We start from the raw sequence: 22,925 nt of genomic DNA on the forward strand, positions 1-22,925 counted from the left end.
AATGATAGACTGATTTTACACGGAGGTATTTACATGAGTGATAAAAATAAAACCTACTGTCTGATAAATTATGGCTGCCAGATGAATGAATCCGATACGGAGCATTATGCAGGACAGCTGCAGGAGCTGGGCTATGCGCCTAATCCTGATTTTCATACCGCAGATATAATTATTGTCAACACCTGCTGCGTGCGCGAAAGTGCGGAAAAGAAAATTGCCGGCAAAATTGGCGAATTAAAGGCTGTAAAGCGTGCCAATCCGGATGTAGTTATCTGTGTTGCAGGCTGTATGGCACAGAAGGACGGCGAAAAGCTGCGTAAAAAGCATCCGCAGGTAGATTTGCTGCTGGGTACTGCTTACGTTAACGATTTTAAACGCTTGCTGCTGGAATTTCTGGCAGAGCGCAAGGCTGCGGTTTATACCGATCTGACTATTCACCAAAGTGAGTTTGAAGGTCATATGGTACGCCAAAGCTCCTTTGCTGCCTGGATTCCTATTATGTATGGCTGCAATAATTTCTGCACCTACTGCATCGTGCCGTATGTACGCGGACGCGAGCGCAGCCGCAGCATAGATAATATTGTTGCCGAGATTGAGGCAGCAGTTAAAGATGGCTACAAGGAATTTACTCTGCTGGGACAAAACGTTAATTCCTATGGCAAGGATTTTGGCGACAAGGACGCTTTCGCTAAGCTGCTGCGCCGTGTGGATATTATTCCTGGCGTTGAGCGTATTCATTATATGACCAGCCACCCGCGTGATATGAGCGAGGAGGTTATCAAGGCTGTTGCAGAATGTGAGCACATCTGCGAAAACTTCCATCTGCCGTTCCAGGCAGGCAGCTCCGAAATTCTGCGCCGCATGAACCGCGGTTACACGAAGGAAAAATATCTGGAGCTGGTGAAGATGGTACGCAAGTATGTGCCGGACGCAACGATTACCACAGATATTATTGTAGGCTTCCCGGGCGAAACCGAAGAGGATTTTGAAGAAACTTTGGATGTCGTGCGTCAGGTTGGCTTTACCTCTGCTTATACCTTTATTTATTCCAAGCGTAGCGGTACACCTGCAGCCAAAATGGAAAACCAGGTGCCGCTGGCAGTGAAGAAGGAACGCTTGAACCGTTTGATGGCTCTGCAGAACGAGAACAGCCTGAAGTGCCATGAAAAGCTTGTAGGTCAGACTGTAGAAGTGCTGGCAGAAGGCCCCAGCAAGCAGAAAACAGTTTGGAACGGCCGCACACGCACAGGAGTTCTGGTACTGTGGCCGATTGAAGATAAGCAATACGAGGTAGGACAGAAGGTTAATGTGCAGATTGAAGCTGCGCAGACCTGGCTGGTGAAAGGTAAGGCGGTTGATTAATGGCTGCTGCAAATGTTACACCCATGGTACAACAATATATGGCGGTGAAGCAGGAGCATCAGAATGAGCTGCTCTTCTTTCGCTTGGGCGATTTTTATGAAATGTTTTTTGACGATGCTATCACAGCATCGCGTGAGCTTAATTTAACACTGACCAAGCGCTCTAATGGTATGGAAAATATGCCGATGTGCGGTGTGCCTTATCATTCGGTGGACGGATATATCGCCAAGCTGATAAAAAAGGGTTACCGCATCGCCATCTGCGAGCAGGTGGAGGATCCCAAGCTCGCCAAAGGCATTGTTGAGCGTAAGGTTATTAAAATTATTACGCCTGGAACGGCGCTGAACGAACAGCTTCTGGAGGATAAGCACAACCGCTATCTGGTGTTTTTACAGCAGGATCAGGAAAAGGGAATGTGCCTGGCGGCGGCTGATGTAACTACGGGCGAGTGCGAATGGTTTCTTGACCAAACTTCGGAAAGCTTTTTGAATATCACCGAGCAGCTTTACAGACTGCAGCCTGCAGAGCTTGTTGTTCATTTTACTTCGGAGAAAATGAGAGAGAAGCTGCAGGAATGGCTGGCTGCAAGATTGCCGGAATGCGTTGTTACGCATTATGACGAGAGTACGCCGGAGGCTGATTATTTTACGCAGCACTTTGCCGGCAGTGAGGTGCCGGATGAGGTACACAGTACGGTTGAGCTTTTGCTGCGCTATCTGCATGGAACGGTTATGGCGGATTTGAGCCATATTAACCGCCTGGTGCGGATTGAACGCAACAGCTTTATGAATCTTGATGTGACTGCTATCCGCAATCTGGAGTTGGTTCGCAATATGACGGACGGCTCGAAGCGCGGTACGCTGCTGCAGGTACTGGATTTTACCAATACATCGATGGGTGCGCGCCGTCTGCGCAGCTGGATTGAAAGCCCGCTGCTTGATGTAGGCCGCATTTATGAGCGTCAGGAGGCTGTAGCTGAGCTTGCTGCAGCCGCAGAGCTGCGCGAAGCGATTGTGGCACAGCTGAAGGCAGTAGCGGATCTGGAGCGTATTGTCAGCCGTATTGAGGTGGGCAGTGCCAATGCCAGAGATTTGGTGGCATTGCGTAATTCCTTAAGCGTGCTTCCGGGCCTGAAGGGCATTCTGGAAGGCTGTAGCAGCGGACTGCTGCGCAAGCTGTGGAAGGGCCTGCATCTGCACGAGGAGCTGGCTGCAAGATTGCAGCAGGCGATTGTCGATGAGCCGCCGTTTTCTGTTCGTGAGGGCGGTATGATTCGCACAGGTTATAATCAGGAGCTGGATGAGCTGCATCTGATTGCTGCCGACAATAAAACCTGGATGCAGAACTTTGAGCAGAAAATCAAAGAGGAAACCGGCATTAAAACCATGAAGGTCGGCTTTAACAAGGTTTTCGGCTATTATATCGAGGTTAGCAAGGGACAGAGCAGCAGTGTGCCTCCGTACTTTGTGCGTAAGCAGACGCTGGTAAACGCGGAGCGCTATATTGTCCCCGAGCTTAAGGAGTTCGAGAATAAAATTCTCGGTGCCAAGGAAAAAATCGAGCAGCTGGAGTATTATCTGTTTGATGAGCTGCGTACCTTGATTCGCGGCAAAATCAAGGAGATTCAGGAAACTGCCCGCGCCGTCAGTTACATTGATGTGCTGACAGGCTTGGCAGAGGCTGCCTATAAATATAATTATGTAAGACCTGAGCTGAATAATAACGGCGAAATCAAGATTGTTGACGGACGCCATCCCGTAGTAGAGCGTTTGCTGGAAAAGGAGATTTTTGTCCCCAACAATACCAATCTGAATAATACCGACGAGCGCATGATAATTATTACCGGTCCGAATATGGCAGGTAAATCAACCTACATGCGTCAGGTAGCGCTGCTGGTGCTGATGACGCAAATCGGCAGCTTTATTCCTGCGCGTCAGGCGAGCGTTTGCCCGGTGGATAAGATTTTTACGCGTGTCGGCGCCAGCGATGATTTGGCGACAGGCCAGAGCACCTTTATGGTGGAGATGAACGAGGTAGCGCAGATTTTGAAATACGCTACGAAAAACAGCTTGATTATCCTTGATGAGGTGGGCCGCGGTACCAGCACCTTTGACGGTATGAGCATTGCTCACGCAGTTATGGAATATATCCATGACCGCATCAAGGCAAAAACGCTGTTTGCTACGCATTATCATCAGCTGATTGCCTTGGAAAATGTGCTGAGCGGTGTGAAGAATTATTCCGTTGCCGTCAAGGAAAGAGGCAAGGATATTATCTTCCTGCGCCGTATTGTACCGGGCGGAACCGACCGCAGCTACGGCGTGCATGTTGCACGCCTCGCCGGTCTGCCAAAGAAGGTGCTGGAGCGTTCGGAGGAGCTGCTGAAGGAATATGATAATGACAACGGCCGTGTACAGCAGCCTGCAGCTGCTGCAGCACCGCAGGATAATATGATGGGCTCGCTGTTTGGCAGCTCTATTGCCAATGAGCTTTTGAAGCTTGATGTTATGAGCATGACACCGATTGAGGCGATGAGCGCCTTGTATAAATTGCAGGATGAAGCAAGAAAGGAGCTGGGTAAATAATGGCAGAAGAGCATGCCGTCCGTTTGTTGGATACGAATACCGCCAACCAGATTGCTGCCGGCGAGGTTGTAGAAAAGCCTGCGTCCGTAGTAAAGGAATTGGTTGAGAACGCACTGGATGCCGGTGCGGATAAAATTGAAGTAACGATTTTTGCCGGCGGTACGGAATATATCAGAGTAACTGATAATGGCTGCGGCATGAGTGAAGCTGATGCCAAAATGGCTGTGCTGCGCCATGCCACAAGCAAGCTTACGAAAGCTGAGGATTTACTGAGCCTGAATACCTTGGGCTTTCGCGGTGAAGCCTTGCCCAGTATCGCCTCTGTTTCTAACTTTACGCTGCTTACCCGTCCGGAGAGCGAGGAATTCGCTACCTCCGTACATATTGACGGCGGTGAAAATACGGAGGTTACAGCAAGCGGCGGCAGTACGGGTACTACCGTAATTGTAGAGAATCTGTTCTTTAACGTGCCTGCACGCCGTAAATTCCTGAAAACCGTGAGCACTGAAGGACGTTATATCAGCGAGCTGTTGACAAGGCTGGCGCTTTCGCGTCCTGATGTGCGCTTTAAGCTGGTTAACAATGATAAAGAGGTGCTCAGCACTCCCGGTGATGGAGATTTAGAGCATGCGATTAAAGCACTGTATGGCAAGAATGTTGCCGAAAACCTTTTGGAGGTATCGCTGAACGATCCTAAGGTAAGAGTTAGCGGCTTTATCGGCAAGCCTACGCTGTTGAAGGGAACGCGCCAGTGGCAGACGTTCTTTGTCAACGGACGCTGCATCGGCAGCAAAATGCTTTCCAAGGCCATGGACCATGCTTATCAGTCGCAGATTCCCAAAAGCGGCTTTCCCTTTGCTGTTATCAATATAACAGTTGATACAGCCAGCGTTGATGTTAATGTGCATCCGCAGAAGAGTGAGATTAAATTCAGTGATGACAGCCTTATTTACAAGGCTATGTATAAGGCGCTGACCGATGCACTGACGAAGCCGATGAGCGCGCAAAAGACGCAGGTAACGCTGCTGCCTGATTCAGAGCTGAATGTGTTTGTGAAGCCACAGCCGCAAGCTGTTTCTGTGCCGGTTACACCTGTACCGCAGCCTAAGCCTGCGTATCAGCCGCAGCAGCCTGTGTTCAAAGGCGGCGCGGAGCAGATTTTCAAAACACCGGAGCGCAAGGAAGAGCCACAGAGCGCAGCCGAGCCAGTGTTCAAGAGCAGCGCAGAGCCGATTTTCAAAACGCCGGAGCGTAATGAGGAGCAGCCTGCAGCAGAAGAGCTGTTGGTAAATGAGCAGCAGCCTGCGCCTATTGTGAAAAAGGAGCAGGGAGAGCAGCAAGCAATGTGGCAGCCGTTTGATGATTTCAACAAAACATCTGCAACCGTTTCCTATACCAAGGGATATCAGGAGCCTGTGCTGGAGGTGCATGAGGCGCGCAGTGAATTTGCCAAACCGCAGCCGACGGAGGCTGCACCTGTGCCCAACAGGGAAACTATTGCTTTTACAGATACCGACAGCGGTATGGATACTATCTGGCCGATTGGTCAGGTTGATAAAACCTTTATTATTGCTCAAAGTGAAAATACGCTTTATCTGATTGACCAGCATGCTGCTCATGAGCGTATTCTTTATGACAAGCTGGTGGCTTCGCATGAGCAGATTCCGTCGCAGCAGCTTTTGATGCCGTTGTATGTGGATATGGCTGCCGATGATATTGCGCTGATTGAGGAGCACAGGGACGAATTCCTGGCTTTGGGTGTTGATGCAGCCAGCGCCGGTGAAAGCCTGCTGCGCGTAAGCAGTTTGCCGGCGGATATCAAGGCAGATGCTGCTGAAGATTTTATCAATGCTATCAGCAAAATGCTGCGGGAAATGCGTAATGTCAATGGCAGCGATTTGCGGCAGGAGGTACTGCACATGACTGCCTGCAAGGCGGCAATTAAGGCCGGACAGCTGCTGAATATGCGGCAGATGCGTCAGCTGATTATTGATTTGTGCAATACTACGCATCCGTTTACCTGCCCGCACGGCAGACCTTGCATGATTGAAATTGACAGCAATCAGCTGTATAAAATGTTTAAAAGGACGGGCTTTTGATGCTTACAGGCAGAATTGGCGTAACAACGGCCAGAAATGCGACAGGTAGCGCCGCTGCAGCTCAGGCCAGGGCCTGGGCGGAGCAGCTGGGCGCAATTTATGTGGATCGTCCGCATAATATGGGCGTAGACGAGCTTATGGCGCAATATGAACTGGCAGCGCTTGTCGTGGGCGAAAAGGATGGTCCGCGTATTCATAGCGCCGCAGGCAGCTTTGCCTATCATCCGGGTATGGCGGTGCTGCGTCTGCAGCAGCTGAAGCGTGGTGCGACGGAGCATTTGCTGACGGCGTTGGACCTGCGTCCGGGAAAAAGAGTGCTGGATGCTACGCTGGGACTTGCTGCTGATGCCGCCATCAACTCGTATATTGTCGGGGACGAAGGAACAGTTGTGGGGCTGGAGGCTTCACCGCTGCTGCATTTTGCCGTGAGCTATGGTTTGCAGCATTATGTGGCAGAAGATGCAGACCTGACGGCAGCACTGCGCCGGATTCAGCCGGCGCAGGCGTTGGCGGAGAATTATCTGGCGCAGTGTGCGCTGGACAGCTTTGACGTTGTTTATTTCGATCCGATGTTCCGTCATCCTGTAAATGGTGCCAAGGGCATGGAAGCATTGCGTCCGCTTTCCTACGAGGAAGCGCTGTCGGCAGAAACGCTGCAGCTTGCATTGCGTGTAGCGCCGCGTGTGGTTATCAAGGAGCGCAGCGAATATATTCTGCGCGAGTATGGCTGCGAGGAATTTATCGGCGGCAAATATAGCAGGATTAAGTACGGAATAATAAAAAGGTGATTTATGTTGCAAAAAACCAAGGTAGTTGTTATTTTAGGAGCGACAGCAACCGGAAAAAGTCATTGCGCTATTGAGATTGCCAAGCAGTTTCAGGGCGAAATAATTTCCGGTGATTCAATGCTGGTTTATAAAAATATGAATATCGGTACGGCGAAGCCTACTGCTGAAGAACTGGCGGCTGTACCGCATCATCTGGTGGATATTCTGCCGCCGGATGCTTCCTTCAGCGTTGTAGATTTTAAGGAGCGTGCAGCTGCGCTGATTACGGAAATTAATGCGCGCGGACATCTGCCGATAATTGCCGGCGGTACAGGTCTGTACATAAAAGCGTTGCTTGAGGATTATGCCTTTAATAATGCGGATGAGGACAGCGAGCTGCGCCGCAGGCTGGAGGCCGAGGCACAGGAAAAGGGCGCGCTGGCGCTGCATGCGCGCCTGCAGGAGTTGGCGCCGCAGGAGGCGCAGCGCATTCATCCCAATAATGTGCGTCGCGTTATCCGTGCACTGGAATCTGCTATGCAGGGCGAGGCTGTCAACCAGTACGGTGCGCAGGAAAGTCCTTATGATGCTGTGGTTATCGGCTTGGAGATGGAGCGTCAGGCGCTGTACGAGCGCATCAACAAACGTGTGGATTTGATGCTGGAGGCCGGTCTGGAGCAGGAGGTGCGCAGCCTGCTGGAGCAGGGGGTAGTGCCCGAGTGCCAGTCAATGCAGAGCATCGGCTACAGACAGATGGTGTGGTATCTTAACGGCAGCATGGATTACGCTGCTGCCGTAGACAAGCTGAAGCAGGCAACGCGTAACTTTGCTAAAAGGCAGATTACCTGGTATAAAAAAATGCCTTATATTCACTGGCTGCATTTGGATGATGAGCCTGATTATCAACAGGCAGTGGCAGAAATTTCCGAAATACTTGTAGAAAGTGGCATTTCGGTGTAAAATATAAGTATAAAGAGGAGTGTAGGTTTTTAGGAATCTGTGCTTCCGGAGATAACGAAATGAGTAGGAGGGGCTTTTAATGATTACTTCAGTAAAACCCGCAATGAATTTGCAAGACAGCTTTTTAAACCATGTTCGTAAGGAAAACCTGGGTGTTATTATCTATCTGATGAATGGCTTCCAAATTCGTGGCTTGGTAAGAGGCTTTGACAATTTTACCGTTATTATTGAAAACGAAGGCAAGCAGCAGCTTGTGTACAAGCATGCTATTTCCACTATTTCCCCGGCAACTAATATTACTATTATGCAGCCTGAGAAAAAAGAATTTTAATATAGTATAGGTATGAAGAAAAACGGCGCAACAGCGTTGTTTTTCTTTTTCTGAAGATGAATGCACCAGGAATTTTTGCTAATGGCAGATTTGTAGGGTGGAGGCAGGTTTTATGTTTGACTATCTGGCATTGTTCCAGGAATATCTGATGGTAGAGCTGGGCTTGTCTAAAAATACGCAGCTGGCGTATCTGCGTGATTTGCGCCTGCTGATGAAAAGCCTGCAGCTGAAAGCAGATGAAGAGCTGCTGCAGGTTTCGCGACAGCAGCTGATTGCCTATCTTGTACGTTTGAAGCAGGAGGGACGTGCAGCTTCTACGGTAGCACGCAAGCTGGCTTCGATAAAAGCGTTTTACCGTTTTCTGACGGCAGAGCGTTATATCCGCCGTAATCCTGCCGAGGTGCTGGAGGCGGCGAGCAGGGGTCTGCATTTGCCGAAGGTGCTGAGCGTTCAGGAGGTAGAAAGGCTTTTGGATGAGCCTAATTTGGGAACCTTGGACGGTTATCGCGACAAGACGATGCTGGAGCTGTTATATGCTACCGGTATGCGTGTTTCGGAGCTGGTAAATGTGCCGGTGAAGAATGTTGATATGAAGATGCAGTATGTCATTGTTATGGGCAAAGGCTCTAAGGAGCGTATGCTGCCGTTAGGCCGTACTGCGCTGCATTATTTGGAGCATTATTTGTCTGTGGTACGTCCGCAGCTTCTGCATGGTAAGCCGGATGCGGCTGCAGAGCTTTTTGTAACCGGCTGGGGCGGACCGATGACACGGGAGCGTTTTTACGAAATTATTGTGGCATACGGCAAGAGTGCAGGCATCAGCAAGCGTGTTACACCGCATATGCTGCGTCATTCCTTTGCGACGCATCTTTTAAATAACGGCACCGACCTGCGCATAGTGCAGGAGCTGTTGGGACATGCAGATATTTCCACCACGCAGATATATACGCATCTTGATGTGGAGCGTTTGCGTGAGGTGTATGATAAAACGCACCCACGGGCTTAGAAAGGAGAACACCTATGACAAAAGCAAGCAAGAAAAAATCCTCCGGCAGTAAATATGCTGTACTGATTTTAACAGCGGTTATTGCGATTATTGCCATTGGCTGCGGACTTTTTTATGCTACAAGCAATAGCAAGAAGGATGTTTTGGATAAGAAGGGTGACGAGCCGCAGACGGTAAGTCTGCTGGATGAATCTATAGAGGCACAGCGTCTGCTGGATAATATTTTGCTGCAGAAAAATAATTGGCAGCTGATTGAAAATGATCATGGCAAAAAGGATGTTGAGGTTGAAGAATCCGGTGCCAAGGTGCAGATTAACCAGCGTGAGCTGGCAGTTGGCGTACCCTCCAGCACCAGCTTGACCGGTGCCGGTGATTGGCTGCAGGCTAAGGTGGAGCAGGCGGGACTGGTTTATATCAGCGGCAAGCCTGCCAAATACAAAAAACGGGATGCTTATAAGGCTGAAATTGGTATTAAGGTTAAGGCCGGTGCAGGCAGTAAAAGCTTTGTGACGGATACTGTTGTTTTCTTCCATAATAGTAACCTGACCAAGCAGGATAAGGATGTCAAGGATTTACCTGAGCAAAAGGCAGAAGAGGAGCAGCAGGGGACCGTCAGGCAATTCAGAGGAAAAGTAGCCATTATTATTGATGACTGCGGTTATGATATGGCGCCGGTGCGCAAGCTGTTGAATACCGGTTTGCCGTTCAGCTATGCTATATTGCCGTATAAGCAGTACAGCAGCGATGTTCTGGAGATGGTAAAGTCTAAGGGCTGTGTGCCGATGCTGCATCTGCCGATGGAGCCTATTGACCGCAGTGCGATGAGCGAGGGCGCTGCTACTATTCGTACGGATTTGTCTGCGGCGGAGAAGTTGTCCTTGACGCGACGTGCGCTTAACAGTCTGCCGGGAGTGATGGGTGTAAATAATCATCAGGGCTCGAAGGCGACTGCTGATAAGGATACTATGCGAGTTGTTTTGCAGGAGCTGCGGCGGCAGAAGCTGTTTTTTGTGGACAGCCGTACAAATTCTGCTTCGGTAGCACGCAATATGGCGCAGCAGCTGGGAGTTTCAACTGCGCGCAATGATATCTTTTTGGATAACAGCTCTGACGTGCAGGCGATTCGTCAGCAGATATATAAGGCTTTCGCTATGGCGGAAAAGAACGGCAGTGTTATTGCTATCTGCCACGCCAGACCGAATACTGCTAAATGCTGGGAGATGTATGCGGCGGAGTTTAAACGGACGGGGGTAACTTTTGTGCCCGTGACGGAGCTGCTGTATTAAAATATTAGTATTTGGATTCGACTTCTTTCATAACTGAAAGAAGATAGTAAGAAATATTCGCTTGATAACTGCGCAACTAAAATATCGTTTCGCTCAGAAAAATTTTCCCGTGCCCATAGGGCACAACGCAAATTTCGTGTGGAACCAGAACGAAACGCCGCAAAACTCGCGCTAAGCTAAGATTTTTTGCAATCTGAGTGCGGAATAGCGCTCAAACAGTTGCGCCGCTTCTATGGTTCCAGACACTCATTTTCTAAAATTTTTATTCACTACACGATATATCAGTTGCTTGCTCTGGTGTGTTGTTCAAAAGTTGTAATTCTTAAGAAAAATTGGCTCTCCTTGGGGAGAGCTGTCGCCTAAAAGGCGACTGAGAGGGGATTGTTCGTGAATAGTGTTTTATACGGTAAAATGATACACCCCTCTCCGTCATCGCTACGCGATGCCACCTCTCCCCAAGGAGAGGCTCTTATGAGTACATATTCTGTTTGCAAAACTCTAATTTACATAAACTGAATCGAGGTAAGGAAATGTCTAATTATGTAGAAGAAACAATCGGTAAATATGAAAAGTATATCAATCCTGCTCAGGCAAAGCTGTTCCGCTTCATGGGCCTGGCAAGCATTGAAGGTCATGCTGAGGGCTGGACGATTACCGACAGCGAAGGTCAGGAGTTTATTGACTGCCTGGGCGGTTACGGTATGTTTGCTTTAGGCCATCGTCATCCGAAGGTTGTTGAGGCCGTAGAAAAGGAGCTGCATGCTATGCCGATGTGCGGCAAGGTGCTGTTCAACCGTCCGATGGCTGATTTGGCGGAGGCACTGGCAGAGATTACCCCCGGTGAGCTGCAGTACAGCTTTTTTGTCAACAGCGGTACCGAATCCGTTGAAGGCTGCCTGAAGGTAGCACGTCTGGCAACAAAACGCAAAAAGTTCGTTGCTGCCAAGAATGCTTTTCACGGCAAAACCTTTGGCAGCTTAACTGCTACCGGACGTGATATGTATCGCGAGCCGTTTAAACCGCTGCTGGATGGCTTTACCCATGTAGAATACGGCAACGCTGCAGCTGTTGAGGCAGCTGTTGATGAGGATACTGCTGCTGTTATCCTGGAGCCTGTTCAGGGCGAGGGGGGCATTATTGTTCCGCCGGCAGGTTACCTGCGCGAGGTGAAGAAAATCTGCGAGAAGAAGGGTGCTCTGCTGATTGCCGATGAGGTACAGACCGGTATTGGTCGTACAGGCGAATGGTTTGGCGTTAACCATGACGGCGTTACTCCCGACCTGATGGCCTGCGCTAAGGCTTTGGGCGGCGGCGTAATGCCTATAGGTGCGATTATCGGTACTCCTCGTGCCTGGGCCGGTCTGATTGAAGCACCGTTCCTGCACACCTCTACCTTTGGTGGCAACCAGCTGGCCTGCGCTGCCGGTGTAGCAGCCATAAAGACTATCAAGGAAGAGGATATGCTGCGTCGCGGTCGTGAGGCTGGTGCATATCTGAAGGCTGGTCTGGAGTCTATCGCTGCAGAATATCCTTCCGTTATCAAGGAAGTACGCGGTCGTGGTATGATGATCGGTATTGAGCTGACTAAAGAGGGCGCTGGCGGTATGCTGATGAGCCTGATGATTAACCAGCACGTTATTGTTGCTTATACACTGAACAATCCGAAGGTTATCCGCATGGAGCCGCCGCTGATTATGCCTAAAGAGGTTATCGACCATGTTCTAGAGGCCTTCAGAGGCGCTGTTAAGGAAACCGCGGATGTTATTGAAGATTTATAAGAGGAGATAAGATTATGCCTTATGTAGAGAGCAAAACCACCATCAAGGGCGATGGTGCAAAAATTTATGATATTATCAAGGATATGGCTGCTTACCCTAATTTTATGCATGACCTGGTAAGCGTAGAAATCTTGGAGCGCGGTGAGAATTACACTGTTTCTCACTGGGTAAGTAATGTTGACGGACGCAAAATTGTCTGGACCGAGCGCGATACCTTCTATCCTGAGGAGCTGAAAATTACCTACGCTCAGACCGAGGGTGATTTAAAGAAAATGGAAGGCTCCTGGCTTATTACACCGCAGGCTGACGGTTGCGAGGTAACGCTGGCAGTTGATTTTGAGTTCGGTATTCCGATGATTGCCGGCCTCCTGAATCCTATTCTTAAGAAAAAAGTTCGTGAAAACAGTGAAAATATGTTAAACTCTATCAAGGCCCAAATTGAAAAATAAGTAATTACTTGTTATAATAGATATGTTGAAAATGTATTCTATTAATGCCTGTACCTGTTTACAGTGCAGGTCTTTTATGAGGAGGAAATTACTTAGATGAAAACAGCGTTTTTAATGGCGTTAATGACAGCGCTGCTGATGCTCCTGGGCGACTTCTTCGGTGGTCTGCGCGGCATGACCGTAATGCTTTTTGTAGGCGTGGCAATGAACTTCTTTGCTTATTGGAACAGCGATAAGATGCTTCTGGCACATTACGATGCACAACAGGTTGACCGCAACAGTGCGCCGGAGCTGTACGGAATAGTAGAAAAACTGGCTAAAAAAGCCAATATTCCTATGCCGAAGGTTTATATTATCGACAGCCCTGTGCCGAATGCTTTTGCTACCGGCAGAAATCCGGAGCATGCTGCCGTTGCGGTAAATACTGCGCTGGCAGATATGCTGACCAAGGAAGAGCTGGCCGGTGTTTTAGGTCATGAGCTGAGCCACATTATGCATCGTGATATTTTGGTAAGCACTATTGCCGCTTCTATGGCAGGTGCTATTTCCACGATTGCCCAATTGGGTATGTTCTTTGGCGGCGCTCGTGATGAGGATGGCGAAAGCCGTAATCCTATCGCTTCTATTCTGGTTATAATTTTGGCGCCTCTGGCAGCCATGCTGATTCAGATGGCAGTATCCCGTTCCCGCGAATATATGGCTGATAAATCCGGCGGTGAGCTTTGCGGCAATCCGAACGCTCTGGCTGATGCCCTGCTGAAGATTGAAGCTTATGCGGAGCGTCGCGTAATGCCCGGTGCTACAGAAGCAACTGCGCATATGTTTATTATCAACCCCTTTGCCGGTGTTGATGCCAAGCAGCTTTTCAGCACTCACCCCGCAACCGAGGAAAGAGTTCAGCTGCTGCGTGAGCAGGCAAGAAAAATGGGTATCCGTTAACAATTCAACTATACCTCTAAGTCACATCGGTGACTGGGTTAGTATAAAAAATTAATTAAACTTTAAGGAGAGATTCACACATGGAACAAACACTCGTACTCGTAAAACCCGATGGAGTTAAGAAAAATCTGATTGGCGATATCATCGCTCGTTTCGAACACAAAGGCCTGCAAGTTGCAGCTCTGAAACTGGTTAAAGTTACCGAAGCTCAAGCTAAATTCCACTATGCTGAGCATGAAGGCAAACCCTTCTTCGGCGAACTGGTTGACTTCATCACCTCCGCTCCGCTGGTTTGCGCTGTAATCCGCGGCGAAAACGCTATCAAAGCTGTTCGTCAACTGAACGGTGCTACCAACCCGATTGAAGCAGTTCCCGGTTCTATCCGCGGCGACTTCGCTCTGAGCATCGGTGAAAACATTGTTCACGGTTCCGACAGCCCGGAAGCTGCAGAACGCGAAATCAACAACTTCTTCGCTCCGGAAGAAATTTACTAATTAACTTTAGCCTTTCGGCGGCCATGAGCTGACTGAGAGGGGTTACACTCTCACGGAAAGGATGGTGCAGAAATGAAGAAAGCTGCTGTTTATACCAGAACCGGTGACAAAGGAACTACCGGTTTGTACACCGGAGAACGTGTTCCCAAGCAAAGCCTGCGTGTAGAAGCCTATGGTACTGTGGATGAAATTTCCTCGGCATTAGGTTTGGCACGTGCTCAGGTTACGCGTGAGGATGTGCGTGAAACCATTTTCAATGTACAAAAGCTGCTCATGTCTGTGATGGCTGATATTGCCAGCCTCAACCTGCCCGAACCTTACATCAAAGAAGAACACGTTAAGCTGTTTGAAGATACAATCGACAAGTTTGATTCTCTGCTGCAGCCGCTGGGCCATTTCATTATCCCCGGCGATACTGTAGGTGCTGCCGCCCTAGACATCGCACGCACTACTACCCGTCGTGCCGAGCGTTGCCTGCTGCGTTTGGCTGAAAACGAACCGGTTAACTCCAATGTTCTGGTTTGCCTGAACCGTTTGTCTGATTTGTGCTTTATCCTGGCTCGTGTAGAATGCGAAGTAAAATAAGCATTGCTGATTAAGGAATAGAAGCCTCTGCCTGTGGCCTTTGGCCGCAGACGGAGGCTTTTTGCTTTATGCTATGACAAATGATGAATTGTCACATAATTCGCTCATGGTAAGAAGAATACGTGTATACAATCGTGCGAAGTATTGTACACTATATATTGATGTGCTACAATACTATACATGGGCTTCGGGAAAAAGCCTTAAATTGTAAACGTGTTTTAAATTTTTACTGGGGGGAATTTTTTATGTTGGAGATTTTGAATTCTATTGATGGCTTCATTTGGGGCCCGCCTTTGATGCTGCTGCTTATTGGCACAGGCATTTTAATGAGCGTCCGTCTTGGCCTGCTTCAGGTTATGAAGCTGCCTAAAGCCTTGCAGCTGATTTTTACCGCCCGCAGCAAGGGCGAAGGTGATGTAAGCAGCTTTCAGGCTTTGTGCACTGCTTTGGCTGCAACTGTCGGCACCGGTAATATCGTTGGCGTAGCAACGGCAATTAAGCTCGGTGGTCCCGGTGCTCTGCTGTGGATGTGGTTGGCTGCTTTCTTCGGTATGGCAACCAAATATTCTGAAGGCGTACTGGCTGTTAAGTATCGTACCTATGACGAAAACGGCAATGCCTCCGGCGGTCCGATGTACTACATTGAACAGGGCTTAGGCAAAAAATTCAAGCCGTTGGCTGTAATGTTCTCTATCTTCGGTGTTATGACTGCCTGCCTGGGCAGCGGTACCTTTACTCAGGTAAATGCAATCACCTCTATTGTTAATGTATCCTTCGGTGTTTCCGAATATGTTGTAGCAGCAGTTCTGACTGTTCTTGTAGCTGTTGTTATTATCGGCGGTCTGCAATCCATTGCTAACGTAGCAAGTAAGATTGTTCCTTTCATGGCTGCTGTTTATGTTATCGCAACCGTTTCCGTGCTGGTCTTTTATGCTGATGCTCTGCCGGCTGCAATTAAGCTGGTTATCGACGGTGCCTTCAACGGTACTGCGGCAGCAGGCGGCTTTGCCGGTGCCGGAATTATGCTGGCAATGCGCAGCGGTATCGCCCGCGGCATTTATTCCAATGAATCCGGTCTGGGTTCTGCTCCTATCGTAGCAGCTGCAGCAAAAACCAAATGGCCTGCAGAACAGGGCCTTGTTTCTATGACCGGTACCTTTATCGATACCATCATCATCTGCACCATGACCGGCCTGTCCATTATCGTCAGCGGTGCCTGGACCGGCGACCTGAACGGTGCTGCACTGACTGAGGCTGCTTTTGCTTCTGCTTTCCCGGCTGTTGCCAAGTATGTCCTGACCGGCGGTCTTGTGCTCTTCGCTTTCACCACTATTATCGGCTGGAGCTATTACGGCGAGCGTTGCGCAGAATATCTCTTCGGCGTAAAATGCATCATGCCTTACCGTATCGGTTACATCATTCTGGTAGGCCTGGGCGTATTCCTGAAGCTGGAAATGATCTGGATTATTGCCGATATCGTTAACGGTTTGATGGCTATTCCTAACCTGATTGCTCTGCTGGGCCTGAGCGGTGTAGTTGTTGCAGAAACCAAGCTGTACTTCGAGCATTGGGAAAAGGTTCACAGCCGTCGCAAACAGCTTGCTGAGATTCGTGAAGATCTGGCAACTGAAAATAATTAATTAGTATTTACGAAAGCCATTGCGGAAATATGCAATGGCTTTTTTTCATTAAGTTTTTGTGTCATCTGTATTTTTATGTCTTTAGTGTGTTATAATATACATATCAAGATAATAGGAGAATAAAATGGTTTATGGTTTGTTAGCTTTGCTGGTGGTTCTGTTGGACCAGGCAACAAAGTATTATGTGGTAACACATTTTGCGTTAGGGGAGAGCGTACCGGTGATTAATAATGTATTTCACTGGACGTTTATACTGAATCCGGGTGCTGCCTTCGGCATGCTGGAGGGCAGTCGTTGGCTGTTCGTGTTGATTGCGCTTGCGGTAATCGGCGGTGTCTGGTATATGCGCGAGGAGATTACTAAAATGGGCGTAATGGCCTGCTGGGGAACAGCGCTTTTTGCCGGCGGTGCTTTGGGTAACTTGATTGACCGCACTACACGCGGTGTGGTAATTGACTTTTTTGATTTTCGTATCTGGCCGATATTTAATGTGGCCGATATAGCAATTTGTGTGGGAGTAGGTTTGATTATATGGAGCATATTGAAAACGGAGCTGCTGAGCAGCAACGATTGATTATAACTGAACAAGAGGCCGGACAGCGTGCCGATGTAGGCTTGGCGGCAATGCTGGAGCTTACACGCTCGAATATGCAGAAGCTGCTGGAGGAGGGCCGTGCTGTGCGCGGCGGCAAGGTGCTGAAATCCAACTACAAGCTGCGTCTGGGTGACGAAATTGATGTTACTATGCCTGAGCCGCAGCCTTTGGATGTACAGCCGGAAAATATTCCTCTGGATATTATTTATGAGGATGAGGATGTTGTTGTTGTCAACAAAGCGCGCGGGATGGTAGTCCACCCGGCGGCAGGCAATTTAAACGGAACGCTGGTCAATGCGCTTTTGTATCACTGCAAAAACTTATCTGGTATCAACGGCGTTATCCGCCCGGGTATCGTGCACCGTCTGGATAAGGATACCAGCGGTATTATGATTTGTGCCAAGAATGATGCGGCGCATCTTTCTCTGTCGCAGCAGATACAGGCTAAAACCGCCCAGCGTACCTATCTTGCTGTAGTACGCGGCAACATAAAGACAGACAGCGGCGTGATTGAAACGCTTATCGCCCGTGATAAAAACGACCGTAAGAAAATGGCGGTTGTCAAAGAAGGCGGACGTGATGCTGTTACCGAATATGAGGTGCTGGAGCGCTTCGGCAAATATACTATTGTGCGCTGCCGTCTGCGAACGGGACGCACGCATCAGATTCGCGTACACATGGAGTATTTGGGCTATCCTTTGGTAGGAGACCCGAAATATTCTCCGATGAAAACTCCCTTCAGCATTCAGGGACAGGCTTTGCATTCGCAGACACTGGAATTTACCCACCCGCGTACGGGAGAACGCTTGAGCTTTGAAGCTCCGTTGCCGGAGGATATGCATAAGATTGTTACCCGCCTGCGCCTGGGACAGTTTAATTAGTTGAGCTCTGCCTTAGGGCAGTCTTGATAGCAGGTTAAAAAGCCTGAATAAAAATAAGAGGTGAGCCAAATGAGCAATTTTGTTAAAAAGAATGTTATTATGGATGCAGAGGCTATGCGCCGTGCGATTGTCCGTATTTCTCATGAAATTATCGAAAGAAATAAGGGCGTAGACAATGTTGTCATTGTCGGCATCCGTACCCGCGGTGTACCTATCGCAGAACGCTTGGCAGCAGCAATTAAAGATATAGAGAATGTTGAGCTGCCGGTAGGAATGCTGGATATTACCCTTTATCGTGATGACCTGTCTACTCTTGCATATAATCCTATTGTACACGGTACAGAAATTGACCTGGATCTGAACGGCAAAACCGTAATTCTTGTTGATGATGTGCTGTACACCGGTCGTACTATCCGCGCTGCTCTTGATGCGGTTATGGATATGGGCCGTCCGAAGGCTATTCAGCTGGCAGTACTTATTGACCGCGGACATCGCGAGCTGCCGATTCGTGCTGACTTTGCCGGCAAAAATGTTCCTACCTCCCATAAGGAAGCTATCAATGTATACCTGGCAGAGGAAGACGGCATTGATGAAGTAGCAATCGGTGATATCGAAGAATAATCAACAGTAGCTTGTTAATGGAACAGGAGGAGATTCTATGCAGCAGGCTGAAATGTTGCGCAATGAGGCTTTGGGCGTAACTTTGGTAAAAAAATTGAAGCTGCGTGGCTTTGATGCTTATTACTGTGCTGATAAGCAGGCAGCGCTTAAGCAGGCTTTGGCGCTGATTCCGCAGGAGGATGTTGTTTCCTGGGGCGGTTCTGTAACGATTGATGAAATAGGCCTTTTGGACGCAGTTAAAGAGCGCAATAAGGTTATCGACAGAGTTGTAGCAGCAACTCCGGAAGAAAAAACAGAATTGATGCGTCAGGCGCTTTTATGTGATACATATTTAATGAGCAGCAATGCCATCAGCAGTGATGGTCAGCTGGTAAATATCGATGGTAACGGCAACCGTTGCGCCGCTTTGATTTTCGGACCGAAGCAGGTGCTGGTTATTGCCGGTCTGAATAAAGTTACAGGCTCCTTGGAGGCTGCTATGGACAGAGCGCGCAATGTGGCTGCGCCGATAAATGCCAAAAGGTTTGCCGGTCTGCAAACACCTTGTTATAAAGCCGGCCTTTGCGGTGATTGCCTTTCAGCGGACTGCATCTGCTCGCAGATTGTTATTACACGCACAAGCCGCAGCAAGGGACGCATTAAAGTCATTTTAGTCGGTGAAAGCTTAGGGTTCTGATTTTAGGGGAGTTGTTTAGCGTAGGTGTTAGCAGCTCCCTTTTGCATAAGAAAGCAGGTGAAAAAATGGCTCGTACTATTATTCTGTTGTTGGATTCCTTTGGTATTGGTTACGCCCATGATGCTGATGCTTATGGCGACAAGGGCGCAGATACTTTAGGGCATATTTGTGATTGGCTGGCAAAAAATCCGCGCCGTGCAGGCGAAGCGCCGAAGCCGCTGCATTTACCGCATCTGGCTGAGCGCGGACTGCAGGCAGCTGCAGAGCTGAGCCGCGGCGAAGCACTGCCGGCAGGCTTGGGAGCAGAGCATACTATCGGTGCTTATACCTATGCGCAGGAGGTCAGCCGCGGTAAGGATACGCTGAGCGGACATTGGGAAATCAGCGGTGTGCCGGTTAAATTTGACTGGGGCTATTTTCCTGATGTGCCGAAATGCTTTCCGCAGGAGCTGGTAGACGCAATCATCAGCCAGGGCAATTTGCCTGGCGTGCTGGGCGAATGTCATGCCAGCGGTACCGAAATCATCAAGGAGATGGGCGAGGAGCATATAAAAAGCGGCAAGCCGATTATTTATACCTCCGCCGACAGTGTACTGCAGATAGCGGCGCACGAGGAAGCCTTTGGCCTGGAGCGCTTGTATGATTTGTGCAAGCTGGCCTTTAAGCTGGTGCAGCCGTATAATATTGCCCGGGTAATAGCGCGTCCGTTCGTTGGCACCTGTGCTGCGGATTTTACCCGCACAACCAACCGTCACGATTACGCAGTACCGGCACCGCAGCCGACGCTGCTTGATAAAATGGTTGCAGCAGGCGGCAACGTCTACGCTGTAGGCAAGATTGCCGACATTTTTGCACATCGCGGCATTACGAAGCATTATGCGGCAGGCGGCCTTGATAAGCTGGTAGATGCAACGAAGCAGGCTGTGGCCGATGCTCCGGATAATACCATTGTCTTTACTAATTTTGTTGACTTTGATTCTTCTTACGGACATCGCCGTGATATTCAGGGCTATGGCGAGGCACTGGAATATTTCGATAGCAGGCTGCCGGAAATTACCTCTCTGCTGCGTCCTGACGATTTGCTGCTGATGACGGCGGATCATGGAAATGACCCGAGCTGGAGCGGCACGGATCATACGCGCGAAAAAATCCCCGTACTTTTTTCGGGAGCAGGCATTGCCTGCAAGCAGCTTGCGCCTATGCAGACCTTTGCCGATATAGGACAGACGATTGCCGATTATATGAAAATAGAACCAACCCTTACCGGAACTAAAGCGGACTTGTTTTGAAAGAGGTGGACAATATGAGCAAACATTACGCAGCACCTGAGGAGATTTTATACCATGTAGGTTTTTCGGCGGTGCAGCTGCAGGGCGCAACTGTTGCCGTGCTTCCCGGTGACCCCGGACGTGTGGAGCCTTTGGCTAAGGCCTTAGGCAGTGATGCAAGCTTTATTGCCAGCCATCGCGAATACACCAGCTGGCTGACTAAAATCAGCGATACTCCGGTACTTGTCTGCTCTACGGGTATGGGCGGTCCTTCCGTAGCAATTTGTCTGGAAGAGCTGGCGCGTATGGGCATCAAAAAGCTCATCCGCTTCGGTACGACGGGAACGATACAGGAAAAGGTTAATCTCGGTGATATTATTATTGATAAGGCTGCCGTTCGCCTTGACGGCACCTCGCAGCATTATGCGCCGTTGGAGTTTCCCGCCGTTGCCAGCTTTGATGTGACAACGGCACTGGTGGTGGCAGCCAAAAGTGCCGGTGCGCCCTATCACTTGGGCATTGCTGCCTCCAGCGACACCTTCTGGCCGGGGCAGGAGCGCTATGACAGCTTCACCGGCTATGTGCCGCGCCGCTTCCGCGGGACGATGCAGGAATGGCAGGCATTGGGAGTGCTGAATTATGAAATGGAAACCTCCGCTTTGTTCGTAACCTCGCAGGCTTTAGGCTTAGAGGCAGGCGCTGTCTGCGGCGTGGTAGTTAAGCGCACGCAGAGCGAAAGCGTGGCGCCGCCTGATGTTTATCAGCGTGCTTTTGGCTACATGGTGCAGGTGACACGCGGAGCTGTCGAGCTGCTGCTGGCGGAGGCAGCTGAGTAAGAGGCAGGTGATTCTTATGAAAAATATTAAATGGCTGCTGCATGTCTGCTTTTTGCTGATGTCTGTAGCTTTGCTTGCCACTTTTATGCCGCAGACTGCGCGGGCAGATTTTGCGGAGCGTCCTGTGGGCTTTGTGGTAATCGACCAGGATGGCGGTGTGGATGGTGCTGTTTATAAAGAATGGCGTCAGATGGTCAAGTTGGCCTATCGCTTTCCTGATTATCAAATCATAGATGGCGGCGAGCCTCAGATGCTGGTGAGCAGGGCAGTGCGTGACGGCGTAAAGCTGGATGCATCATCTTTAGCCGCTTTGGCGGAAAAAAGCAAAATGGATGTGCTGGTTGTTGCACGCATCTATGAAATGGATGAAAGCCTTGTCAGCGGCTGGGGATTCCGCTTTGATCACGATACCTATGTGCGTGTTGTAGCGGATGCAGACCTTTTTGTATATAAAAAGGATGGCAATAAGCTGCTGAAGAAACGCGTGCGTGAAAGCGGGCTGCGTGAAATGGGTAATTATGAAAAGCCGGCGGAAACAATAAAATGGCAGCTTTCTAAGCTGGTAAATACGATGGAAAATAAGCCGATTATCGGCAGTTAAACAGAAATTATGAAAAAACAGTTAGCTTGTTCACCTTAGTTTAAGGCGACAGGTTGTAAAATAATACTGTAGGCAGAAATTAATAGCTGCCTGATGCGAAAAAATTGAGGTGAAAAATGCATATTTTAGTCACAGGCGGAGCTGGTTACATCGGCTCGCATACTGTCATTGAACTGCTTAAAGCTGGTCACAGTGTTGTAGTAGTAGATAATCTTGTTAATTCCAGCAGGCTGGCACTGCAGCGTGTAGAAAAAATCACCGGTCAGCAAATCCCTTTTTATGAAACTGATATCAGGGATCGTGCCGGCCTGCAAAAAGTTTTTGATGAGCATAGCTTTGACTGCTGTATTCATTTCGCCGGTTTGAAAGCAGTGGGCGAATCGGTACAGAAGCCATTGGAGTATTATGAGAACAATATTTCCGGTACTCTGGTACTGCTGGACGTAATGCGTAAAGCAGGCTGTAAGAATATTATTTTCAGCTCTTCGGCTACTGTTTACGGTAATCCTGCTGTAGTGCCTATTCCGGAAACCTGTCCTAAAGGGCAGTGCACTAATCCTTATGGCCAGACAAAGTCGATGCTGGAGCAAATACTTTGTGATATGTATGTAGCTGATCAGGAGTGGAATGTGGTTCTGCTGCGTTACTTTAACCCTATCGGTGCGCATAGCTCCGGTCTGATTGGCGAAAATCCCAATGGCATTCCCAATAACCTGATGCCGTATATTACTCAGGTAGCTGTTGGCAAGCTGGAGCGTCTGCATGTTTTTGGTAATGATTATCCCACTCCTGATGGTACTGGCGTGCGTGACTTTATTCATGTAGTGGATTTGGCTAAAGGTCATGTGAAAGCTTTGCAGGCAATAGATGACAAATGCGGCGTAGAGGTGTATAATCTTGGTACAGGTATTGGCTATTCAGTGCTGGATTTAGTCAAAGCATTTGAAAAGGCTACTGGAATTAAGATACCTTATGTAATTGACCAACGTCGTGCAGGGGATATTGCCACCTGCTATTCAGATCCGTCAAAGGCGTGGGAAAAGCTTGGCTGGAAGGCAGAGCTGGGTATTGAGGACATGTGCCGCGATTCCTGGAACTGGCAGAAGAACAACCCTAATGGCTTTGAAGCATAAGGCAAAAAGAAAAAAATAGTAGAAAAAGAGGAA

The 22,925-nt window shown here is 49.1% G+C and carries 22 protein-coding genes; all 22 read left to right on the forward strand.

Annotated features, from left to right (window positions below):
• Positions 1–33: 33 nt before the first annotated feature.
• The 22 genes from miaB to galE all read left to right on the forward strand — a co-directional run bounded on the left by miaB (position 34) and on the right by galE (position 22,892).
• The gene (miaB, locus tag Q0612_RS04645; RefSeq protein ID WP_021720027.1) at positions 34–1,362 is read left to right on the forward strand and encodes a tRNA (N6-isopentenyl adenosine(37)-C2)-methylthiotransferase MiaB; all 1,329 of its coding nucleotides are present in this window, start codon (positions 34–36) and stop codon (positions 1,360–1,362) included.
• Positions 1,362–3,947, forward strand: coding sequence for a DNA mismatch repair protein MutS (mutS, locus tag Q0612_RS04650; RefSeq protein ID WP_298881340.1), 2,586 nt, complete (start codon positions 1,362–1,364; stop codon positions 3,945–3,947). Before miaB ends, mutS begins: the two co-directional genes overlap by 1 nt.
• Positions 3,947–6,046 carry a DNA mismatch repair endonuclease MutL gene (mutL, locus tag Q0612_RS04655; RefSeq protein ID WP_298881343.1) on the forward strand — a complete coding sequence of 700 codons (2,100 nt, stop codon included), beginning with the start codon at positions 3,947–3,949 and terminating at the stop codon, positions 6,044–6,046. The genes mutS and mutL overlap by 1 nt, the downstream gene beginning before the upstream one ends.
• Positions 6,046–6,834 carry a class I SAM-dependent methyltransferase gene (locus tag Q0612_RS04660; protein ID WP_298881346.1) on the forward strand — a complete coding sequence of 263 codons (789 nt, stop codon included), beginning with the start codon at positions 6,046–6,048 and terminating at the stop codon, positions 6,832–6,834. Before mutL ends, Q0612_RS04660 begins: the two co-directional genes overlap by 1 nt.
• Positions 6,835–6,837: 3 nt before the next feature.
• Positions 6,838–7,773 (forward strand): tRNA (adenosine(37)-N6)-dimethylallyltransferase MiaA, encoded by a 936-nt coding sequence (miaA, locus tag Q0612_RS04665; RefSeq protein ID WP_298881349.1) that lies wholly within the window; start codon positions 6,838–6,840, stop codon positions 7,771–7,773.
• Between the two features lie 79 nt (positions 7,774–7,852).
• Entirely contained in the window at positions 7,853–8,104 is a 252-nt protein-coding gene (hfq, locus tag Q0612_RS04670) for an RNA chaperone Hfq (RefSeq protein WP_210684039.1), read from the forward strand.
• Between the two features lie 112 nt (positions 8,105–8,216).
• The gene (xerD, locus tag Q0612_RS04675; protein ID WP_298881353.1) at positions 8,217–9,110 is read left to right on the forward strand and encodes a site-specific tyrosine recombinase XerD; all 894 of its coding nucleotides are present in this window, start codon (positions 8,217–8,219) and stop codon (positions 9,108–9,110) included.
• A gap of 14 nt (positions 9,111–9,124) precedes the next feature.
• Positions 9,125–10,396 (forward strand): divergent polysaccharide deacetylase family protein, encoded by a 1,272-nt coding sequence (locus tag Q0612_RS04680; protein WP_298881356.1) that lies wholly within the window; start codon positions 9,125–9,127, stop codon positions 10,394–10,396.
• A 530-nt stretch (positions 10,397–10,926) separates the two neighbouring features.
• The gene (locus Q0612_RS04685; RefSeq protein WP_298881359.1) at positions 10,927–12,174 is read left to right on the forward strand and encodes an aminotransferase class III-fold pyridoxal phosphate-dependent enzyme; all 1,248 of its coding nucleotides are present in this window, start codon (positions 10,927–10,929) and stop codon (positions 12,172–12,174) included.
• A gap of 14 nt (positions 12,175–12,188) precedes the next feature.
• Complete coding sequence (locus tag Q0612_RS04690) at positions 12,189–12,623, forward strand: type II toxin-antitoxin system RatA family toxin (protein ID WP_009145909.1); 435 nt, start codon at positions 12,189–12,191, stop codon at positions 12,621–12,623.
• A gap of 96 nt (positions 12,624–12,719) precedes the next feature.
• Positions 12,720–13,562, forward strand: a complete 843-nt coding sequence (htpX, locus tag Q0612_RS04695; protein WP_298881363.1) for a zinc metalloprotease HtpX — start codon at positions 12,720–12,722, stop codon at positions 13,560–13,562.
• Positions 13,563–13,642: 80 nt separating this feature from the next.
• Positions 13,643–14,056, forward strand: a complete 414-nt coding sequence (ndk, locus tag Q0612_RS04700) for a nucleoside-diphosphate kinase (RefSeq protein ID WP_009145907.1) — start codon at positions 13,643–13,645, stop codon at positions 14,054–14,056.
• 72 nt (positions 14,057–14,128) lie between these two features.
• Positions 14,129–14,641 (forward strand): cob(I)yrinic acid a,c-diamide adenosyltransferase, encoded by a 513-nt coding sequence (locus Q0612_RS04705; protein WP_298881366.1) that lies wholly within the window; start codon positions 14,129–14,131, stop codon positions 14,639–14,641.
• A 245-nt stretch (positions 14,642–14,886) separates the two neighbouring features.
• Positions 14,887–16,281: a sodium:alanine symporter family protein gene (locus Q0612_RS04710; protein WP_298881370.1), complete on the forward strand. Its 1,395-nt coding sequence runs from the start codon at positions 14,887–14,889 to the stop codon at positions 16,279–16,281.
• A 124-nt stretch (positions 16,282–16,405) separates the two neighbouring features.
• Positions 16,406–16,855, forward strand: a complete 450-nt coding sequence (lspA, locus tag Q0612_RS04715; RefSeq protein ID WP_298881374.1) for a signal peptidase II — start codon at positions 16,406–16,408, stop codon at positions 16,853–16,855.
• Entirely contained in the window at positions 16,813–17,757 is a 945-nt protein-coding gene (locus tag Q0612_RS04720; protein ID WP_298881379.1) for an RluA family pseudouridine synthase, read from the forward strand. Before lspA ends, Q0612_RS04720 begins: the two co-directional genes overlap by 43 nt.
• Positions 17,758–17,826: 69 nt before the next feature.
• Positions 17,827–18,378: a bifunctional pyr operon transcriptional regulator/uracil phosphoribosyltransferase PyrR gene (gene pyrR / locus Q0612_RS04725; protein WP_021720014.1), complete on the forward strand. Its 552-nt coding sequence runs from the start codon at positions 17,827–17,829 to the stop codon at positions 18,376–18,378.
• 37 nt (positions 18,379–18,415) lie between these two features.
• Positions 18,416–19,054 carry a lactate utilization protein gene (locus Q0612_RS04730; RefSeq protein WP_298881388.1) on the forward strand — a complete coding sequence of 213 codons (639 nt, stop codon included), beginning with the start codon at positions 18,416–18,418 and terminating at the stop codon, positions 19,052–19,054.
• A gap of 65 nt (positions 19,055–19,119) precedes the next feature.
• Entirely contained in the window at positions 19,120–20,343 is a 1,224-nt protein-coding gene (locus Q0612_RS04735) for a phosphopentomutase (RefSeq protein ID WP_298881392.1), read from the forward strand.
• Between the two features lie 14 nt (positions 20,344–20,357).
• The gene (udp, locus tag Q0612_RS04740) at positions 20,358–21,158 is read left to right on the forward strand and encodes a uridine phosphorylase (RefSeq protein ID WP_298881395.1); all 801 of its coding nucleotides are present in this window, start codon (positions 20,358–20,360) and stop codon (positions 21,156–21,158) included.
• Positions 21,159–21,174: 16 nt separating this feature from the next.
• A complete protein-coding gene (locus Q0612_RS04745) occupies positions 21,175–21,759 on the forward strand; it encodes a hypothetical protein (protein WP_298881398.1) in 585 nt (194 codons plus the stop codon).
• A 116-nt stretch (positions 21,760–21,875) separates the two neighbouring features.
• Positions 21,876–22,892 (forward strand): UDP-glucose 4-epimerase GalE, encoded by a 1,017-nt coding sequence (gene galE, locus Q0612_RS04750; protein WP_021720009.1) that lies wholly within the window; start codon positions 21,876–21,878, stop codon positions 22,890–22,892.
• Positions 22,893–22,925: the final 33 nt, after the last annotated feature.

Source organism: uncultured Phascolarctobacterium sp., from assembly GCF_937920985.1.
Classification (GTDB): Bacteria; Bacillota; Negativicutes; order Acidaminococcales; family Acidaminococcaceae; genus Phascolarctobacterium_A.

What these genes read in the sequence shown, in the direction of transcription:
- miaB (WP_021720027.1), top strand. Translation starts at nt 34, where the DNA reads ATGAGTGATAAAAATAAAACCTACTGTCTGATAAATTATGGCTGCCAG.
- mutS (WP_298881340.1), top strand. Translation starts at nt 1,362, where the DNA reads ATGGCTGCTGCAAATGTTACACCCATGGTACAACAATATATGGCGGTG.
- mutL (WP_298881343.1), top strand. Translation starts at nt 3,947, where the DNA reads ATGGCAGAAGAGCATGCCGTCCGTTTGTTGGATACGAATACCGCCAAC.
- Q0612_RS04660 (WP_298881346.1), top strand. Translation starts at nt 6,046, where the DNA reads ATGCTTACAGGCAGAATTGGCGTAACAACGGCCAGAAATGCGACAGGT.
- miaA (WP_298881349.1), top strand. Translation starts at nt 6,838, where the DNA reads ATGTTGCAAAAAACCAAGGTAGTTGTTATTTTAGGAGCGACAGCAACC.
- hfq (WP_210684039.1), top strand. Translation starts at nt 7,853, where the DNA reads ATGATTACTTCAGTAAAACCCGCAATGAATTTGCAAGACAGCTTTTTA.
- xerD (WP_298881353.1), top strand. Translation starts at nt 8,217, where the DNA reads ATGTTTGACTATCTGGCATTGTTCCAGGAATATCTGATGGTAGAGCTG.
- Q0612_RS04680 (WP_298881356.1), top strand. Translation starts at nt 9,125, where the DNA reads ATGACAAAAGCAAGCAAGAAAAAATCCTCCGGCAGTAAATATGCTGTA.
- Q0612_RS04685 (WP_298881359.1), top strand. Translation starts at nt 10,927, where the DNA reads ATGTCTAATTATGTAGAAGAAACAATCGGTAAATATGAAAAGTATATC.
- Q0612_RS04690 (WP_009145909.1), top strand. Translation starts at nt 12,189, where the DNA reads ATGCCTTATGTAGAGAGCAAAACCACCATCAAGGGCGATGGTGCAAAA.
- htpX (WP_298881363.1), top strand. Translation starts at nt 12,720, where the DNA reads ATGAAAACAGCGTTTTTAATGGCGTTAATGACAGCGCTGCTGATGCTC.
- ndk (WP_009145907.1), top strand. Translation starts at nt 13,643, where the DNA reads ATGGAACAAACACTCGTACTCGTAAAACCCGATGGAGTTAAGAAAAAT.
- Q0612_RS04705 (WP_298881366.1), top strand. Translation starts at nt 14,129, where the DNA reads ATGAAGAAAGCTGCTGTTTATACCAGAACCGGTGACAAAGGAACTACC.
- Q0612_RS04710 (WP_298881370.1), top strand. Translation starts at nt 14,887, where the DNA reads ATGTTGGAGATTTTGAATTCTATTGATGGCTTCATTTGGGGCCCGCCT.
- lspA (WP_298881374.1), top strand. Translation starts at nt 16,406, where the DNA reads ATGGTTTATGGTTTGTTAGCTTTGCTGGTGGTTCTGTTGGACCAGGCA.
- Q0612_RS04720 (WP_298881379.1), top strand. Translation starts at nt 16,813, where the DNA reads ATGGAGCATATTGAAAACGGAGCTGCTGAGCAGCAACGATTGATTATA.
- pyrR (WP_021720014.1), top strand. Translation starts at nt 17,827, where the DNA reads ATGAGCAATTTTGTTAAAAAGAATGTTATTATGGATGCAGAGGCTATG.
- Q0612_RS04730 (WP_298881388.1), top strand. Translation starts at nt 18,416, where the DNA reads ATGCAGCAGGCTGAAATGTTGCGCAATGAGGCTTTGGGCGTAACTTTG.
- Q0612_RS04735 (WP_298881392.1), top strand. Translation starts at nt 19,120, where the DNA reads ATGGCTCGTACTATTATTCTGTTGTTGGATTCCTTTGGTATTGGTTAC.
- udp (WP_298881395.1), top strand. Translation starts at nt 20,358, where the DNA reads ATGAGCAAACATTACGCAGCACCTGAGGAGATTTTATACCATGTAGGT.
- Q0612_RS04745 (WP_298881398.1), top strand. Translation starts at nt 21,175, where the DNA reads ATGAAAAATATTAAATGGCTGCTGCATGTCTGCTTTTTGCTGATGTCT.
- galE (WP_021720009.1), top strand. Translation starts at nt 21,876, where the DNA reads ATGCATATTTTAGTCACAGGCGGAGCTGGTTACATCGGCTCGCATACT.